The organism is Halopelagius fulvigenes (assembly GCF_042662625.1).
In the GTDB taxonomy this organism is placed as follows: domain Archaea; phylum Halobacteriota; class Halobacteria; order Halobacteriales; family Haloferacaceae; genus Halopelagius; species Halopelagius fulvigenes.
The window spans coordinates 63,111-80,086 of the sequence record NZ_JBHSXH010000004.1; the positions used below are offsets into that span (position 1 = coordinate 63,111).

General features: G+C 64.5%; 13 protein-coding genes. 9 read left to right on the top strand and 4 right to left on the bottom strand.

What is annotated here, in order from left to right; all coding sequences use genetic code 11:
* Positions 1–47: 47 nt before the first annotated feature.
* A complete protein-coding gene (locus ACFQEV_RS00880; RefSeq protein ID WP_379692006.1) occupies positions 48–665 on the top strand; it encodes a SprT-like domain-containing protein in 618 nt (205 codons plus the stop codon).
* A gap of 9 nt (positions 666–674) precedes the next feature.
* Here ACFQEV_RS00880 and ACFQEV_RS00885 read toward each other — a convergent pair whose 3' ends face one another.
* Positions 675–1,094: a helix-turn-helix domain-containing protein gene (locus tag ACFQEV_RS00885; protein WP_379692007.1), complete on the bottom strand. Its 420-nt coding sequence runs from the start codon at positions 1,092–1,094 to the stop codon at positions 675–677.
* A 96-nt stretch (positions 1,095–1,190) separates the two neighbouring features.
* Between ACFQEV_RS00885 and ACFQEV_RS00890 the strand changes: the two genes are divergently transcribed.
* From ACFQEV_RS00890 to ACFQEV_RS00920, 7 genes are all read left to right on the top strand, one after another.
* Positions 1,191–1,817 (top strand): DUF7509 family protein, encoded by a 627-nt coding sequence (locus tag ACFQEV_RS00890; RefSeq protein ID WP_379692008.1) that lies wholly within the window; start codon positions 1,191–1,193, stop codon positions 1,815–1,817.
* 566 nt (positions 1,818–2,383) lie between these two features.
* Complete coding sequence (locus tag ACFQEV_RS00895; RefSeq protein ID WP_379692009.1) at positions 2,384–4,639, top strand: NADP-dependent malic enzyme; 2,256 nt, start codon at positions 2,384–2,386, stop codon at positions 4,637–4,639.
* Positions 4,640–4,808: 169 nt separating this feature from the next.
* Positions 4,809–6,383: an ABC transporter substrate-binding protein gene (locus tag ACFQEV_RS00900; RefSeq protein WP_379692010.1), complete on the top strand. Its 1,575-nt coding sequence runs from the start codon at positions 4,809–4,811 to the stop codon at positions 6,381–6,383.
* A gap of 117 nt (positions 6,384–6,500) precedes the next feature.
* The gene (locus ACFQEV_RS00905; protein ID WP_379692012.1) at positions 6,501–7,430 is read left to right on the top strand and encodes a carbohydrate ABC transporter permease; all 930 of its coding nucleotides are present in this window, start codon (positions 6,501–6,503) and stop codon (positions 7,428–7,430) included.
* A 1-nt stretch (position 7,431) separates the two neighbouring features.
* Positions 7,432–8,319, top strand: a complete 888-nt coding sequence (locus ACFQEV_RS00910) for a carbohydrate ABC transporter permease (protein WP_379692013.1) — start codon at positions 7,432–7,434, stop codon at positions 8,317–8,319.
* Between the two features lie 124 nt (positions 8,320–8,443).
* Positions 8,444–9,673 (top strand): ABC transporter ATP-binding protein, encoded by a 1,230-nt coding sequence (locus ACFQEV_RS00915; RefSeq protein WP_379692014.1) that lies wholly within the window; start codon positions 8,444–8,446, stop codon positions 9,671–9,673.
* A gap of 77 nt (positions 9,674–9,750) precedes the next feature.
* Positions 9,751–10,482, top strand: a complete 732-nt coding sequence (locus ACFQEV_RS00920; RefSeq protein WP_379692015.1) for a hypothetical protein — start codon at positions 9,751–9,753, stop codon at positions 10,480–10,482.
* A 14-nt stretch (positions 10,483–10,496) separates the two neighbouring features.
* Here ACFQEV_RS00920 and ACFQEV_RS00925 read toward each other — a convergent pair whose 3' ends face one another.
* Both ACFQEV_RS00925 and ACFQEV_RS00930 read right to left on the bottom strand, forming a co-directional pair.
* Positions 10,497–12,101: a TCP-1/cpn60 chaperonin family protein gene (locus ACFQEV_RS00925; protein ID WP_379692016.1), complete on the bottom strand. Its 1,605-nt coding sequence runs from the start codon at positions 12,099–12,101 to the stop codon at positions 10,497–10,499.
* A 138-nt stretch (positions 12,102–12,239) separates the two neighbouring features.
* Positions 12,240–12,431, bottom strand: a complete 192-nt coding sequence (locus ACFQEV_RS00930) for a hypothetical protein (RefSeq protein ID WP_379692017.1) — start codon at positions 12,429–12,431, stop codon at positions 12,240–12,242.
* A 1,222-nt stretch (positions 12,432–13,653) separates the two neighbouring features.
* On the opposite strand from ACFQEV_RS00930, the gene ACFQEV_RS00935 reads away from it, so the two are divergent.
* Complete coding sequence (locus tag ACFQEV_RS00935; RefSeq protein ID WP_379692018.1) at positions 13,654–15,984, top strand: glycoside hydrolase family 3 N-terminal domain-containing protein; 2,331 nt, start codon at positions 13,654–13,656, stop codon at positions 15,982–15,984.
* 87 nt (positions 15,985–16,071) lie between these two features.
* On the opposite strand, the gene ACFQEV_RS00940 is transcribed toward ACFQEV_RS00935, so the two are convergent.
* Entirely contained in the window at positions 16,072–16,956 is an 885-nt protein-coding gene (locus ACFQEV_RS00940) for a fumarylacetoacetate hydrolase family protein (RefSeq protein WP_379692019.1), read from the bottom strand.
* Between the last annotated feature and the right edge of the window lie 20 nt (positions 16,957–16,976).

Consider the following 16,976-nt stretch of genomic DNA (forward strand, 5'->3'; position numbering starts at 1 on the left):
GGTCGGGGAACCGAACAGTTTTCTTACCCCCTGATGACGGGCCACCCGTGTCCGAAGGAGTGTTCGCCGACCGACTCCGGCGGGAGTTCGAGACCGTCGGCAGTCACGAGGAGTTGATAGCGTTCTCGCGCGACTACTGCGAAAACGCCGCCTCCGAGTTCGACCTGAGCGTGGCGTTCTCACGGGTGTCGTGGGAGGTTTCGACCCGCGCGAAGCGCCGGGCGGCGGCGGTGAAGCGACCGAAGGTTTCCGAAACGGCCGTCGGCGACCCGATAGACTGGGGCGAACGGCCGACGGCGGCGGCGGACGGAGGCGCGCCGACGTGTACGGTGTCGCTCTCGTGGCGGGCGTTCCAGTCGTTCGACTACGGGGAGTGGACGGCGACGCTCAGACACGAACTCGTCCACGTAGAGCAGTTCCAGCGGTTCGGGACGACGGACCACGGACCGGCGTTCCGTCGGCGCGCGGAGGCCCTCGACGCCCCCGTCCGGGTTCGCCACTTCGCCACGCCAGCGTACCTACTCACCTGTACGGACTGCGAGAACGTCGTCGCCAGACGGTACCGCGACTGCAAGTTGGTCCGGGAGTTCGAATCGTACGTCTCCTCCTGTTGCGGCGCGGCGCTGGAATGCGATATCCCCGACGAAACGGCGTCCGACGGGTAATCCGCGGAGTCAGTTCTCCGCCTCGGCGTCGTCGCCGTAGGCGTCGAGGTACGTTCGCTCCCGGCGGATGAGTTCTTCGACCCCGTGTTCGAGGATTCCCTCGCCCAGAGATGTCGCCGCGTAGTAGGTGTAGAGGCCTTCGCTGTCGCGTTCAGCCCGCTTTCGTTTCTCGACGAGGCCCACGTCCACGAGTTTGTTCAGGTGGTAGTGGAGGGTGTTCCCGCGGACGTCGAGGCGTTCTTCAAGTTGCTTGGGGCTCTGGTCGCCCGCGTGGACGAGGGTGTAGACGACGGCGAACCGCGTCCTGTCGCCGATGGCCGCCTGCATGTCGAGGTAGTCGTCCAGAGAGAGGACGCTCGTCGGCGGCAGGAGGTCCTCCGGGTCCTCCGGGGCGTCTCCGTCGTCGGCCGCGGCGTGGTTGGTCGCCATTCGTCTCTCTGTACTCTACGAGCCCGTTTAACGATTGCTGACTCAACGACCCTCGAAAACGTCTCTTTTTATATAGCATCCGTCCGAGTCGCCGGTATGGGAACGGAGATAACGCGGGACCGAATCCGGGAGTCGTTGGGATCGGTCGCGTACTCGCGCTTCTTACTCTACATCATGGGTCCGTACAAGTCGTTCAACTTGGCGTACGTCCTCTCGGAGGAGGAACGGGCGGACATCGAGGTGGAGGAGCTCCCCGGTCCCATCAGGCGACTGTTCAAGCGACGCGACGACATCGACGAGGCGCAGGCGTTGCTCCGCCGCGTGCAGGGGTCGCTTCGGGCCGACCCCGGGGTGAACGCCTTCCTCGCCGTGGACGTGGGTATCGACGTGGACGACGTGGACGCGGCGACCCAGAGTATCGAGTACGCCCGGCAGAGCAACGTCACGGCGTTCGTCCTCCCCTACCTCGGTCACAACTTCGGCGTCGGCGAGGAGGCGGGGTCGGTGCTCGAAGCGTTGTCGGAGACGCACGGCGACCGGATGCTGTTCCTCCACGAGGCGGACGTGACGAGTGCGATGCTCCGGGCGGCGAACGAACGGTGGGACCTCAGAATCGAGTCCTACGGGACGGAGGCGGAACTCCTCGACCGCCTCAGACTGTTCGTCGCCGACGTGATGAACCGCGAACTCCACGGCGACCTCGACCCCCTCCACGAATCGTGAATCGCGGCCGCGACGGGGCTTAGCGTCTCGCGTTCACTTGCAGTAGTGGAGGTGAAGGCCGCTTCGGACGCCCGAATCGTATCGGGTAGTTCTCGTGAGACGATAGCCGCCTTAGCCATTATCTCCTCCTCTTCGATTTGTACAATTAATTCTATCGAAACCATCCTTTGAGCGGAATTCACGCACCGTCGAGACCGTTCGTCGGTATCGGAAGAATTGGGAGAAAACACGGAATTTAGCCCCCACTAAGGCTGTGTTCCACTATCTCGATTTCGCGGAATCGTCTCGCCTTTCTCTTTCGGAGGTGTCTTCCGCAGCCGTTTCGAAAAATAATTCACTACAATTTTTGGCACTATAATCGAATATATCCTGGGATCTGCGTCCGAATAGCGAATACAAACGGAATCTTCGTTGATTGCTTCTTTAATATAAACAGATGCACCCATCTCACCGAGAGCAGTTATTGGAGACAATGTTAACAGAAATAATTGTATTACTTTCGCGGTAGGTCCACTCTCTGTCAGTCAACCACATTTATGTTCCGTGCTGGTGGTGTCTACCTATCTATGACACTTGACGACGACGCGCGGGAGTATCACCGAGAGGACCCGTCCGGAAAGATAGAGATTTCGACGACCAAGCCGACGAACACCCAACGCGACCTGAGTCTCGCGTACTCGCCGGGCGTCGCCGCGCCGTGCCGCGACATCGACGAAGACCCGGGGGCCGCCTACGAGTACACCGCGAAGGGGAATCTCGTCGGCGTCGTCTCGGACGGGTCCGCCGTCCTCGGACTCGGCGACATCGGCGCGCAGGCGTCGAAACCCGTCATGGAGGGCAAGGGCGTCCTCTTCAAGCGGTTCGCAGACATCGACGTGTTCGACGTCGAACTCGACGCGAGCGACGTAGACGAGTTCGTCCGAACCGTGAGTGCGATGGAGCCCACCTTCGGCGGCGTCAACTTGGAGGACATCAAGGCCCCCGAGTGCTTCGAGATAGAGGAACGACTCCGCGAGGAGATGTCCATCCCCGTCTTCCACGACGACCAACACGGGACGGCCATCATCTCCGGGGCGGCCCTCCTCAACGCCGTCGATATCGCGGGGAAGGATTTAGACGAGATTCGGGTCACCTTCGCCGGGGCCGGTGCCGCCGCGACGGCCACCGCGCGCTTCTACGTCTCTCTCGGGGTCCGACCGGAGAACATCGTCATGTGCGACATCGACGGCATCCTCACGACCGACCGGGCGGACGCCGGCGACCTGAACGAGTACAACCGCGAGTTCGCGCGGGACGTCCCCGACGGCGGCCTCGCGGAGGCGATGGAGGGCGCGGACGTGTTCGTCGGCCTCTCCGCGGGCGGCATCGTCTCCCAAGAGATGGTTCGGTCGATGGCGGAGGACCCGATAATCTTCGCGATGGCGAACCCGGACCCCGAAATCGGCTACGAGGAGGCGAAAGAGGCCCGCGACGACACGGTGATCATGGCCACCGGTCGCTCGGACTACCCCAACCAAGTGAACAACGTGCTGGGGTTCCCGTTCATCTTCCGCGGCGCACTCGACGCGCGCGCGACGGAGATCAACGAGGAGATGAAGCGCGCGGCCGCCCACGCACTCGCCGACTTGGCGAAACAGGACGTGCCCGACGCCGTCGTGAAAGCCTACAGCGACCAACCCCTCCAGTACGGCCCCGACTACGTCATCCCGAAACCGCTCGACACCCGCGTCCTGTTCGAGGTGTCGTCGGCAGTCGCGCAGGCCGCGATAAACAGCGGCGTCGCCCGGCGAGACATCGACTTGGAGGCGTACCACGAACAGCTCGAAGCGCGCGTCGGAAAGTCGCTGGAGATGCTCCGCGTCGTTCTCAACAAGGCGCAGAACGATCCTAAGCGCGTCGTCCTCGCGGAGGGCAACGACGAGAAGATGATACGCGCGGCCGCACGTATGGAGGCGGAGGGTATCGCGGAACCCCTCCTCGTCGGGGACAGAGAGACCGTCGAGTCGGTCGTCGCGACCCGCGGACTGGACTACGACCCCCGCGTCGTGGACCCGACGGCGGACGAACTCGACGAGTACGCCGACCGACTCCACCGTCTGCGCCGCCGAAAGGGACTGACGCGCCGGGAGGCCGACGAACTCGTCCGGACCGACCCAAACTACCTCGCCAGCGTGATGGTCGAGGAGGGCGACGCCGACGCGATGCTCACCGGACTGACGCACCACTACCCCTCTGCGCTTCGCCCGCCGTTGCAGGTCATCGGCACCAAGGAGGACGCGGATTACGCCGCCGGCGTCTACATGCTCACCGTCGCCGACCGAGTGATATTCTGCGCCGACGCGACGGTGAACCGGAACCCGGACGCCGACGTCCTCGCGGAGGTCGCCCGGCACACCGCCGACCTCGCGCGCCGGTTCAACGTGGACCCGCGCGTCGCGTTCCTCTCGTACTCCGACTTCGGAAGCGTGGACAACGCGGGGACGCGCAAACCCCGCGATGCGGCGCGGGCGTTGCGCGACGACCCGGGCGTCGATTTCCCCGTGGACGGCGAGATGCAGGCCGACACCGCCGTCGTTGAGGATATTGTCGCGGACACGTACGAGTTCTCCGAGTTGGACGGACCGGCGAACGTCCTCGTGTTCCCGAACCTCGAAGCGGGTAACATCGGCTACAAACTCCTCCAACGACTCGGCGACGCCGAAGCGGTCGGCCCGATGCTCGTCGGCATGGACAAGCCGGTCCACGTCATCCAACGCGGCGACGAGGTGGGCGACATCGTCAACCTCGCGGCGGTGGCGGTGGTGGACGCCCAGCAAGCGTAGACGAGTCGCCGCCCCTCCTCAAATCGATTTCGGGGCCCTGTCCCGGCCGAGACGCCGATCCTCGGCGAAACGGCCGTTCATCATTGCTCTCCGGACAGTCCGTTCGAAGCCCGGTAGATATATAATGGACCTTTCTTACATATGCTGTATGGCGTCGACAGTGGACGGTATGGACGAAACAGCATCGCGACCGACCGGGGGGTCCGACGGCCAGTCGGACGCTCAGTCGGACGACCAATCGGAGGAGTACTCGCGCCGGAAGTTCATGGAGACGGCCGCGGCGGCCAGCGCGGCGGGTGTGACGGCCCTCGCCGGGTGCAGTGGCGGCGACGGCGGCACCGACGGCAACGGCGAACAGGACTTCCTGTGGTGGACGATGCGGGGGTACATCCCCGCGGAGACGAAGGCAATCAAAGAGGCGGCCAAGGGGTACGAGGACGCCGCGGACGCGAAAATCAACCTGACCACCCAAGTCGTCACCTGGGACCAGGTGTTCCAGGAGTGGAGCGCCTCCATCGAGGGCCGTTCGATGCCGAACGTCTCCGAGATGGCGTGCGAACACGCGGCCGACTTCGGTAACCGCGGCGCGGCGCGACCCAACACCGAACTGTTCAACAAGTACGACGACTGGTACAGCACGATTTCGAAGTGGGGCCAGTTCGACGGCGATTACTGGGGGATGCCGTGGTTCATGGAGCTCCGAACGAGCCACGTCAACATGAACCTCCTAGAGGAGGCGGGCGTCTCCAAGCCGCCGGAGACGTGGCCCGAACTCATCAAGGCCGGACAGGCCGTCTCGAAGAACACCAACGCCTCCGGGTTCACGACGCCCGGTGCGACGGACTTCCCGACCGGTCAGAACCAGACGGCGATAACGCACCAGTCCGGCGGATCGTTCTACGGCCACTCCGACGGCAAGTTCAGCGTCGAAATCGACAGTCCGGCGTCGCTTTTCGCTCACCTCTGGACGCTGAGTCTCCGCGAGAAGTGGGACATCGCGCCCGGCGGATGGGGCGGTATCGACAGCACCGCCGGCGAGGAGCTCTACCGCGCCAACCGGACGGCCATCGCCCACCTTCCGACGGACTTAGCCCGCAGCCTCATCGACCCGCAGGAGGGCGTCTCCGAAGAACACAAGGAACTGGCCAAGGCCACGGAACTGACACCGATGCCGGCCGGTCCGAACGGCAAGCGGCAGTCCTTCATGGGCGGCAGTTGCCTGACGACGTTCAAGCAGAACGTCACCCGCCACGACGTCGACGACAAGATTTCGCTCGGCTTCATGGACTACATGACCCAGCCCGACCAGCTGAACAAGTACTTCCCGGTGTCGGCGCCGAACTTCCTTCCGGTCCGCAAGGGCCAAGAGCAGATGGAACTGTTCACCGACAACCCGACCGAGATACCGGACTCGTGGCTCGAAGCCCGCCTCGAACAGGCGCCGAACGCGGTTCGGTACGGCGTCACCGGCGCCGGACGCGTCGCCCCGTTCATGGGCTCCGTCGAGGGCAACACGACCGGCTACTCGACGGCGATATCGGGGATGATCGGCTCCGACACGGACCCGAAGAAGGCGCTCGGGACCATGGCGAACAAGGCGCGGTCGGCCATCAACAGCGCCGACTACGTCGACTACGAGTTGAAAGCGCCCAGCGAGGGACCGTCGCTTGAGGACGCACCGAAGGAGGTCCAGCCGTGGATCACCGGCGACGGCGTGCCGAAGATATACAACCCCTACGAGTGACGGGGCGTGAGTTCGCCGACGCGAGGTCCCTCGAAACCGGTCGTCCGGACCTCCGCGGTGGACTCGGTAATAACCACCACAAATAAAACATCAGTGCGCCATTTCGCAAGATAGAGTATGTCAAGAAACACCTCGGCACTAGGTAGAATCACTATCCCGGAGGAGTACCAGTACTGGCTCTCGAAAGAGAGCCTCTGGGGTTGGCTGTTCCTACTGCCAACGTTGGCGGCACTCGGTGTCATCAGCGTCCTGCCGATCCTCCGGGGAATCGCCCTGAGCTTCTACGAGTACGGTGGTCTCCAAGCGGACGTCTTCGTGGGGCTCGAAAACTACGTCGAAGTACTCACGCTGCCCGACTTCTGGGTGGTGATGAAGAACACCTTCGTCTGGTCGTTCACGGCGGTGGTCCTCATGGCGATCCTGGGACTGGCGTTCGCGATACTGCTCAACCGTGAGTTCAAGGGGCGGTCCATCGCGACGACGCTCCTCTTACTCCCGTGGACGATTCCGTTCATCGCCGTCGCGCTGAACTGGACGCTGCTGTTCAACTACGAACTCGGGATGTTCAACGGGTTCCTCGAAGTGCTCGGATTCGGCGAGGGAATCGCGTGGCTCGGCCGCTCCCGGTACGCGCTGTTCTCGGTGACCATCGCGTACGTCTGGCGCAACTTCCCGTTCTTCATGATAACCTTCCTCGCGGCGATGAAGGGTATCCCCCAGGACCTCTACGAGGCGGCGCAGGTCGACGGATCGACCCGATTAGACCTGTTCCGGCATATCACGCTCCCGTTCCTCCAGCCCATCGGCATCGTGACGACGCTCCTGATGAGTCTCTGGACGCTCAACCACTTCACGCTCATCTTCGTGATGACGAGCGGCGGTCCCGGGAACTCCTCTATGGTGTTGCCGGTGTACATCTACCGGCAGGCGTTCATCCAGAACAACTTCGGCGTCGCGGCGGCTATCGCGGTCGTGATGCTCCTCATCATGCTCGGGTACGGGATGGTCTATCTGCGGCTCTACCAGGACGAAGTCGGAGGGAAATAACATGGCAAGTGAAACGAGAGACACGGACGAACTGTTCGGCTTCGAGGTATCACCGAAGGTCACCACGTGGGCGAAGGCGCTCGGATTCCACGCGGTGCTTTGGTCGTCGGTATTCGTGGTCCTACTGCCGGTCTTCTGGATGATCGTGGTTTCGCTGAACCCGGTCGCGTTCGACACGTTCGTCCAGAGCCCGGGAACGTGGCTCAACGGGGTCAGCTTCGATGCGTACGAGAGGATGCTGACCGAGACCAACTTCCCCATCTGGTTCCGCAACAGCGCCATCGTCACGGTGGCGTCGACGGTGCTGAGCATCATCGTCTGTACGTTTGGAGCGTACAGCATCGGCCGGCTTGAATTCAAGGGTCGGAAGGCCGTGGCGACGTTCCTGTTGCTCACGCAGATGTTCCCGCTCATCTTAGTGGCGGTTCCGCTGTTCCTCATCTTCCGCAACATCGGTCTGTTCAACAGTCTCATCGGCCTCACGATAGCGTACGTCGCGTTCGTGCTGCCGTTCTCCATCTGGATGCTGCGGGGGTTCTACGAGAACCTGCCCGAGGCGCTGGAGGAGGCGGCGATGATAGACGGAAGCACCCGCATCGGCGCGGTCATCCGGGTCATCGTCCCCCTCTCGTCGCCGGCCATCGCGACCACCGCCATCTTCGCGTGGATCTTCGCGTGGAACGAGTTCGTGATGGCGCTCATCCTCATCAACGACGACGGGAAGACGACGCTGCCGCCGGGACTCAGTTCCTGGATCGGCCAGTACGCCCTCCAGTGGGACCTGCTGATGGCCGGCGCTCTCGGCGCGACGCTTCCGTTGTTCGTCATCCTGTTCTTCCTCCAGAAGTACATCATCAACGGCCTCGCCGAGGGTGCGGTCAAGACCTGACGGTCGCCCCGCGCCCCGGCTGATTTTTCGCTCCGTTCCTGACGGCCAACAAGGCTGATTTTCCGCTCCGTTCTTGACGGCCAACAAAAATAATAAATAGTTACGATAGAAACGTTCGCTAAGTATGAGCCGAATCCTATTCGACAGCGTAACGAAGCGGTACGAGGGAGACATCCTCGCCGTGGACCAGTTCGACCTCGAGATCGAGGACGGGGAGTTTCTGACGCTCGTCGGTCCCAGCGGGTCCGGCAAGTCGACGCTGCTTCGGATGCTCGCGGGCCTCGAAGAGATAACGGACGGCGAGATACGCATCGGCGACACGCCGGTCAACCGGCTTCCGCCGCGCAAGCGGGACATCGCGATGGTGTTTCAGAACTACGCGCTGTACCCCCACCTCTCGGTGCGGGACAACATGGCGTTCGGCCTCAAGCGCTCGACGGACCTCCCGGCCGAGGAGATAAACGAACGCGTCGAGGAGGCGGCCGACCTCATGGGCATCGGCGAACTCCTCGACCAGAAGCCGAAGCACCTCTCCGGCGGTCAGCGTCAACGGGTGGCGACCGGCCGCGCCATCGTCCGCGACCCCGCCGTGTTCCTGTTCGACGAACCGCTCTCGAATCTGGACGCGAAACTCCGCAAGCACATGCGGACCGAACTCCAGCGCCTCCAGCAGACGTTCGAGACGACGACTATCTACGTGACGCACGACCAGGAGGAGGCGATGACGATGAGCGACCGCATCGCCATCCTCAACAACGGAACGCTCCAGCAGGTGGGGTCGCCCCGCGAGGTGTACAACCGGCCGAAGAACACGTTCGTCGCGCAGTTCATCGGCAGCCCCTCGATGAACATGTTCGTCTCCGAGTTGGACCTCTCGGGCGAGCAGGCCCGGTTCACGGGCGACATCGAACTTCCGATTCCGAAGCGGCAGGCGGAGGCCATCGCCGCGCGGAGCGACGCCGAGCGGTTCCTGTTGGGCGTCCGCCCGGAGCACATCCACGTCCACGAGACGCCGACGGAGGAGTCGGTGCGGGCGTTCGTGGACATCATCGAACCCCTCGGGAGCAACGACCTGCTGTACTTCGACTTGGAGGACCACGTCGACGTCTCCTCCGTCATCGCCGACGACATCGACATCGGCGCGGACGAGCAAGGCGACAGAGAGGAGTACAAGGTGTTCATCGAACCGGATTCGATTCCCGCGCGGTACGAACGGAGCGACGACCCGGTCTACCTCACGTTCGACACGGAACACGTCCACGTGTTCGATCCGAACACCGGCGAGAACCTGAGTCTGAGCACCGCGTCGGTCGCCGAAGCCCAGACGGAGTCGGCGACGGGGACGAGCGACTGACCCCATGACCGCTATCCGACGGACGAACGACGGCGACGAAACCGACCCGTGACCCCAGCATCCCCCACAGCACACCCATGACCGTAGACGACATCACAGAGTACGGACGCGAGACGGACGCCGACTCGGAGGCCGCCGCGAACGTCTCGGGGCGGGGGGTCGGCGTCACCGACCGGACGTGGCGTCGCCTCGGCCACGAACTGACGAACGCCCGGAGCATCGCCGACTTCGTGCGGACCGTCGAGCGGTACGGGTGGACCCCGCCGCTCCTCGCGCTAACGCTTCTCGGCGGCGTGCGGGGCGTCTTCGAGTACCTCTCGGAACCGTTCGCGATGTCGCAGGGGTACGTCTTCGCCGGGTGGCAACTGGCGCTCGGCATCAACCTCCTGTACGGCCTCTTCTTCGTCGGCTTCGTCTGCTTCCTCTACTTCGGCGTCGCCGGCGCCATCGCGGGCCACCTCTCCGAGGAGACGGCGATGGAGACGGCGATGTTCAAAGTCGGCGGATACCTGATGCTCCTGTTCGTCCCGGTGGTGATAGTCAGCGCGGCGCTCGCCGCCACCATCCCCGCGCCGGAGATCGTCGTCGCGGGTGCGGAACCCGTCTCCGAAGTCGTCGCCTCGCACGAGGCGGTGGCCGACAGCCCGCAGATGCGGGTCGTGGGGACGATGATGGCGGGGGTGTGGATTCTCGTCGGATTCCTGCTGCTCCCGGTCGTGAGCGAACTGTACGGCATCGACAAGAAGCAGAGCGTCCTCTCGGTTCTCCCGGTGACGCTGGTCGCGGTCGTCGCGACGCAGTTACTCTAGCGGTCCTCCGCCTTTTAGCCGTCCATCGCCTCCTCGGGGCCGACCTTCGGGTCGTCGAGCACCCGGTCGGCCGTCGGCGGGCGTTCGTCGAACAGGACCCCGTCGATTCGGACGAGGGTGGTGACGAACTCGACGGCGCGAATCAGCCCCGCCACGCGGATCTGGTAGGGGTCCAGACCGCCGCCGTCGGCGGTCACGTCGTCGACGACGCTCCCGTCTTTCGATATCGCGGTCCGGCGGTGACCCGCCGCATACCGCGAGCGCAGGTCGGCCAGCGCGTCCATCGGGTCCATCCCGGCGTTTCTCGCCAGCGTCTTCGGGATGGATTCGAGGACGTCGGCGAACTCCTCCACCGCGAGTTGCTCTCGCCCGTCGAACCGCGGCGCGAGTTCCCTGACCGCGTGCGCCGCCGACACCTCCGCCGCTCCCCCCGCGGGGAGCGCTTTCGGCGTTATGACGCAGGCGCGGAGCGCGTTCTTGCTGTCTCTGACGCGACGCTCCGCCTCCTCCGCGGCCGCCTGCGTCCCGCCTCGCACGACGAGCGTAACCGCGGGCGATCCGGCGTCGGCGGGCGGTTCGAAGGCGATCCAGTCGTCGTCACGGCCCGCGTCGCGGAAGCGCACCGTCGCGTGACCGAGGATGTCGGGGTCGATTCGCTCGTTCGGGCGGACCGGTCCGCGGTGCGTCGCGCCGGTGGCCCGCTTGATGTACTCGAAGTCGGTGTACTTGACGTTCCGAAGCAGTATCGCCCCGTGGCGGGCCAGTTCCTTGGCGACGGCCATGTCCGCGTCGCCGGTCACGACCACGGCGACGGCCCCCGTCGCCGCGATGGCCGCGGCGATTCGCTCGCTGTCTCTGCGCCCGTTCGCTATCCGTTCGGCGTCGGCGTCGTCCTCGACGGAGACGTTCACGTTCGCCGAGAGGCTTCGGGGCTTGAGACTCCCGTCTACGAGCAACACCGGCCCCGTCGCCGGGAGGAGGTGTTCCGCGGTCACGACCGTCTCCGGGAGGACGACCCCCTCGACGAGCGTCGAGTCGGAGACGCTCCCGCCGGGGACGGCGACGGTTTTAGCGTGGTCGAGTCTGACGCTTCCGCTCCGGGGGTCGGAGACGCGCATGACCGCATCGACCACCGTGTCGGCGAACTCGGCGAGTTGCCACTCCGCCTCGCGGCCGTTCGTCATCCCCGTCGTCGCGACGGCGCGCAGTCGGTCGCAGTCGAGTCTCCCGGCGGCGTTCGTCAGCGGAATCGCCGCCTCGTTCCACCGCTCTAGCGTCCGCTGAGCGCCGATGGAGAACCCCTCTATCACGTCGTTCGGGTGGACGCCGCGGTCGATGAGGTCCATCGCCGCGGTCGTCAACTCCGACGCGAGGAGGACGAACGTGGTCGAACCGTCGCCGTAGTCAGCCTCGTGGTCCTCGACGGCCCGGACGAAGCGCTGTGCGACCGGGTGGTCCGTCTCCCCTTCGAACTCCTCGACGATGGCGCTCCCGTCGTTGCTGACGAACCAGCGGAGTTCGTCGTCGGGCATCCGACGGACGACCATCTTGTCCAGCCCTAACGGTCCGAGCGTGCTCCGGACGAGGCCGCCCATCTCCTCCGACGCGTCCCGGATCATCCGCCGAGTCTCCGGACCCGGCACCGCCGACCAACCTGTGTATAGTTCGTTCGTGGCCATGGTTACTTCGAGAGCGAGTTACCGTGTCGATTCGGGCAATCCCTAATAATCGTTCGGGATATCGCTCGTCAAGAGGCGCTACTGGATCAGGTAGTTATCGTACGCCAGCGCTGCTGCGAGGAGCACCAGCAGGGTATACCCCACTTCCACGATGAGCGGTTCCCCGTTGCCGCGAAGCCAGAGGATGCCGGCGGCCGCGACCACGACTGTTGCGACGACGAGAGCAACGAGCACTCCGACGTTACGCCTGTTATCGAGGTTGACAGACATTAGCAAGATTTTGCCCGTCTCGATATAAATAAATATTGGTTCGAATTGTCACGACTCCTCCCCGAGGTAGCGAACGGGACGGAACGACGAGGTACGGTGACGAACGCGGAGTTATCGCTCGCAGACGGTGCGTCTGACGACTTCGACAGTACCGGTAGAACGCACCGCGCAAGTCGGACGGGGAGCGGTTCAGGAGCTACGAGGGGACAGGCGCACTCCCCGGCCGACCGCCGCGCGCGGCGGTATGACTGACTCGATTTTCGCACGGTTGGTCGCTCGGCGGCGACCAATCGAAGTGTATCCTGATGGATACATAACGTTTTTGATCCGCCCGGCTTTCCCGGAGTCGGTAATCGACGTTTCCGCCTCCCCGCCGCGCTTCTCTGCTCCTCGATTCGACAATTGTCGTAGCAACACTTAAGTGAATATCGAAAGGCCTTGGAACCGCATGCGTTGCCCCCAATGCGACCAGAGTCTCACGGTTCACGAATCGTTCTACGACGACGAGTTCGTCTGCGAACCATGCGGATACCACCTTCCGAGAGGCGCGGACTGACGGTACGACGGTAGCGTTCGCGCAGAATGGGGTTCACCCCCTCGCGTAGTTCCTTCTCCGTCGTTTCACTCACGCGCTTCGTCGGCTTGCTACCGATTCGCACCGTCCCGTGGATCCGTCGGCGTCCGCACCGAAATCTGGAGACGCCCGAACTCGACGCCGGTTCCGGAACGCGTTCCGTAATAGAGAACGAGTGCGCCGGCGGCCGGCGGGTCGAACGGACGGATCGAGGCGACTCGCCGAACGTCGCCGCGCGGAATCCTCGAACTCTCCAGTTCACTTTCTCTCCCGCAAAACCGACGTCTGAGGACTTCTATCCGTCGCTGACTGGTCGGTCGGCACTCCTCGCCCGATGCTCCCTCCGTGGTATTACGACCTTAGTACTGTAATGCAGGAATTACAGAACTATACCTGTAATCCTCCGAATCGACGCTGTCGCACCTCGATGCGATTCCGTTCTCTATATCAGAACTCCTCCGTCGAGTTTCGCCGAAGCGTCGGCGGCGCGAAAGGCGACGGCGCGACTCGCTCGGACGGCAATTATCTTGGACGGAGGGGAGAAAATAAACGTCGCTCACGTTCTCGTCTGGAACCCCCCGGCGCGCGTTCGGCGGCGGATTCCGGCGTCCGAACAGTTAAAGTGCGCGGAATAGAACACGTTCGTTGATGCAGATACGTTCGAATAGCGAAGTCGGCGGGACGTCCGTCGACCGGCGAGTGGAAGAACTCCTCGACCGGATGTCGCTGGCGGAAAAGGCGGCGCAGTTGGGGTCGGTGAACGCTGACAAACTCCTCGACGAGGAGGGGAATCTCGACGAGAGCGCCGTCGAGGAACACCTCTCCGACGGCGTCGGCCATCTCACCAGAATCGGCGGCGAGGGGAGCCTCCCGCCGACCGAGGCGGCCCGCGTCACGAACGAACTCCAGACGTACCTCCGAGAGGAGACCCGCCTCGGAGTCCCCGCGATACCCCACGAGGAGTGCCTGAGCGGGTACATGGGCCCCCAAGGGACGACGTTCCCGCAGTCCATCGGCCTCGCCAGCACGTGGGACCCGGACCTCGTCAGGGAGATAACCGGCACCATCCGAACGCAGTTGGAGGCTATCGGCACCGCACACGCGCTCTCGCCCGTCCTCGACGTGGCGCGCGACCTCAGGTGGGGCCGCGTCGAGGAGACGTTCGGCGAGGACCCGTACTTGGTCGCCGCGATGGCCTGCGGGTACGTCGAAGGTCTGCAGGGCGACGGAGACGGAATCTCCGCGACGCTGAAACACTTCGCCGGCCACAGCGTCGGCGAGGGCGGGAAGAACCGGAGTTCGGTCAACCTCGGTCGGCGCGAACTCCGCGAGACGCACCTGTTCCCCTTCGAGGCTGCCGTCCGGACGGCGAACGCCGAGTCGGTGATGAACGCCTACCACGACATCGACGGCGTCCCCTGTGCGAGCGACGAGTGGTTGCTGACGGACGTTCTCCGCGGGGAGTGGGGCTTCGACGGGACGGTCGTCTCGGACTACTACAGCGTCGAGTTCCTCCGGAGCGAACACGGCGTCGCCGCCGACGAGGAGGAGGCGGGCGTGATGGCCCTCGAAGCGGGCATCGACGTCGAACTCCCCTACACGGACTGCTACGGCGACCACCTCGTGAACGCCGTCGAGGCCGGTCGCCTCTCCGAGGAGACGGTCGATACCGCGGTCCGACGCGTCCTCCGCGCGAAGGCGCGGAAGGGCCTGCTCGACGACCCGACGGTGGACGCCGACGCGGCGTCCGAACCGTTCGGCACCGAGGCGGCGGACGAACTCACCGAACGGGCCGCCCGCGAGTCGATGACGCTCCTGAGGAACGAGGACGACCTCCTCCCTCTCGTCGGCGAGGAGACGGACTCCGTCGCCGTCGTCGGTCCGAAGGCGGACGACGCCCAAGAGCTCATGGGCGATTACGCCTACGCCGCCCACTACCCCGAGGAGGAGGTCGAACTCGACGCGACGACGCCCCTCGACGCCATCAACGCCCGCGGCGACGAACTCGGCTTCGACGTCGCCTTCGAGCAGGGATGCACAACGACCGGTCCCGAGACGGACGGCTTCGACGCCGCGGCCGACGCCGCCGCCGAGGCGGACGTCGCCGTCGCGTTCGTCGGCGCGCGGTCCGCCGTGGACTTCTCGGACTCCGACAGGGAGCGAGTGAATATGCCGAGCGTCGCCACGAGCGGTGAAGGGTGCGACGTGACCGACCTCGGCCTCCCCGGCGTCCAACAGGAGCTCGTTGACCGCCTCGACGAGACGGGGACGCCCGTCGTCGTCGTCGTCGTCAGCGGAAAACCCCACTCCATCGAGAAGATCTCCGAGGAGGTACCCGCCGTCCTGCAGGCGTGGCTTCCGGGCGAACGCGGCGGCGAGGGCGTCGCCGCCGTCCTGTTCGGCGAACACAACCCCGGCGGTCACCTCCCCGTCTCCGTCCCGCGAACGGTGGGGCAACTGCCGGTCCACTACAGTCGGAAGCCCAACTCGACGAACGAGGAACACGTCTACGTGGGGAGCGACCCCCTCTACCCCTTCGGCCACGGCCTGAGTTACACCGACTTCGAGTACGACGACTTCTCCCTCTCCTCGGACGAACTCGCCCCCGCGGGGACGATTACCGCGGCGGTCACCGTCGAGAACGCCGGCGACCGGGCGGGTCACGACGTCGTCCAACTGTACGTCAGCGCCGAGAACCCCAGTCAGGCCCGCCCCGTTCAGGAACTCGTCGGGTTCCGGCGGGTTTCCCTGGAGGCGGGTGAGGCCCGACGCGTCGAGTTCGAGGTGGACGCGTCGCAACTCGCCTACCACGACCGGGACTTCGACCTCAGGGTCGAAGCGGGGCCCTACGAGTTCCGAGTCGGCCACTCCGCGAGCGATATCGCCGCGTCTGCGTCGTTCGAGGTGACCGGAACGAAAGAGGTGCCGCAGACCGGACGGACGTACTTCTCAGAGACGACCGTCGCCGACGCGGAGTAACCCGTCCTCCGGTTCGGACTCTCCTCTCCTCGTCTCTTCCGTCGATTGCGGCCGTTTCGTCGTCGAGCGAATCAGATTTTCGCCCGTTCAGACGACGACGGTGTCGTTGACGAGGCGTCCGATGTGGTCGATGTCGATGGTGACTCGGTCGCCCTCCGCGAGCGTGAACGACTCCGGCGGGACGAGTGCGGTCCCGGTGAGCAACACGACCGTCTCGGGCAGGTTGTTGTGGCGGCCGAGGTAATCGACGAGATTCTCGCAGGTGGTCGCCATCTCCCCCGTCGAGGTGGCATCTTCGAACATTACCTCGCCGTCGCGTTCGATGGTGAGAGACATCGAGAGGTCGTGAGGGTCCTCGACGGCTTCCTCGGTGGCGACGCAGGGACCGATGGCGCAGCACCGGTCGTACACCTTCGCCTGCGGGAGATAGAGCGGGTTCTCGCCCTCGATGGATCGACTGGAGACGTCGTTGCCGACGGTGTAGCCGACCACCTCCCCGCGGTGGAGGACGACGCCGAGTTCCGGTTCCGGGACGTCCCACTCAGAGTCGCCGCGGACGCCGATCGCGTCGTTCGGGCCGACCGTCCGTGACGGCGTCGCCTTTAGGAACAGTTCCGGTCGTTCGCTGTCGTAGACGTCGATGTACACCTCCGGCTTTCCGCTCTCGGCTTCGCGGGCTTGCTCGCTGATGCGGTAGGTAACGCCCGCCGCCCACACCTCGTCAGCGACGACGGGAAGGAGCGCGTCACCGTCTAAGTCGCCGGTTTCGAGGCGCTCGGCGTCCGGAATTCGGTCGCGTGCGATCGCGTCGATGGAACGGTCACTGGCGTTCGCCGCGCGAGCGAGTTCGGTGAACGAGCCGAGGTCGTCCGACGCCGTCGTCAGGTCGTACGCGTCACCGTCTTCGTCGATGACGACGAGTGAATCTGAAGTTGGCCTCTGCTTGCTACCAGGGAGTCGGTAATACCGCATAGTCGTTAATGTACTGATAT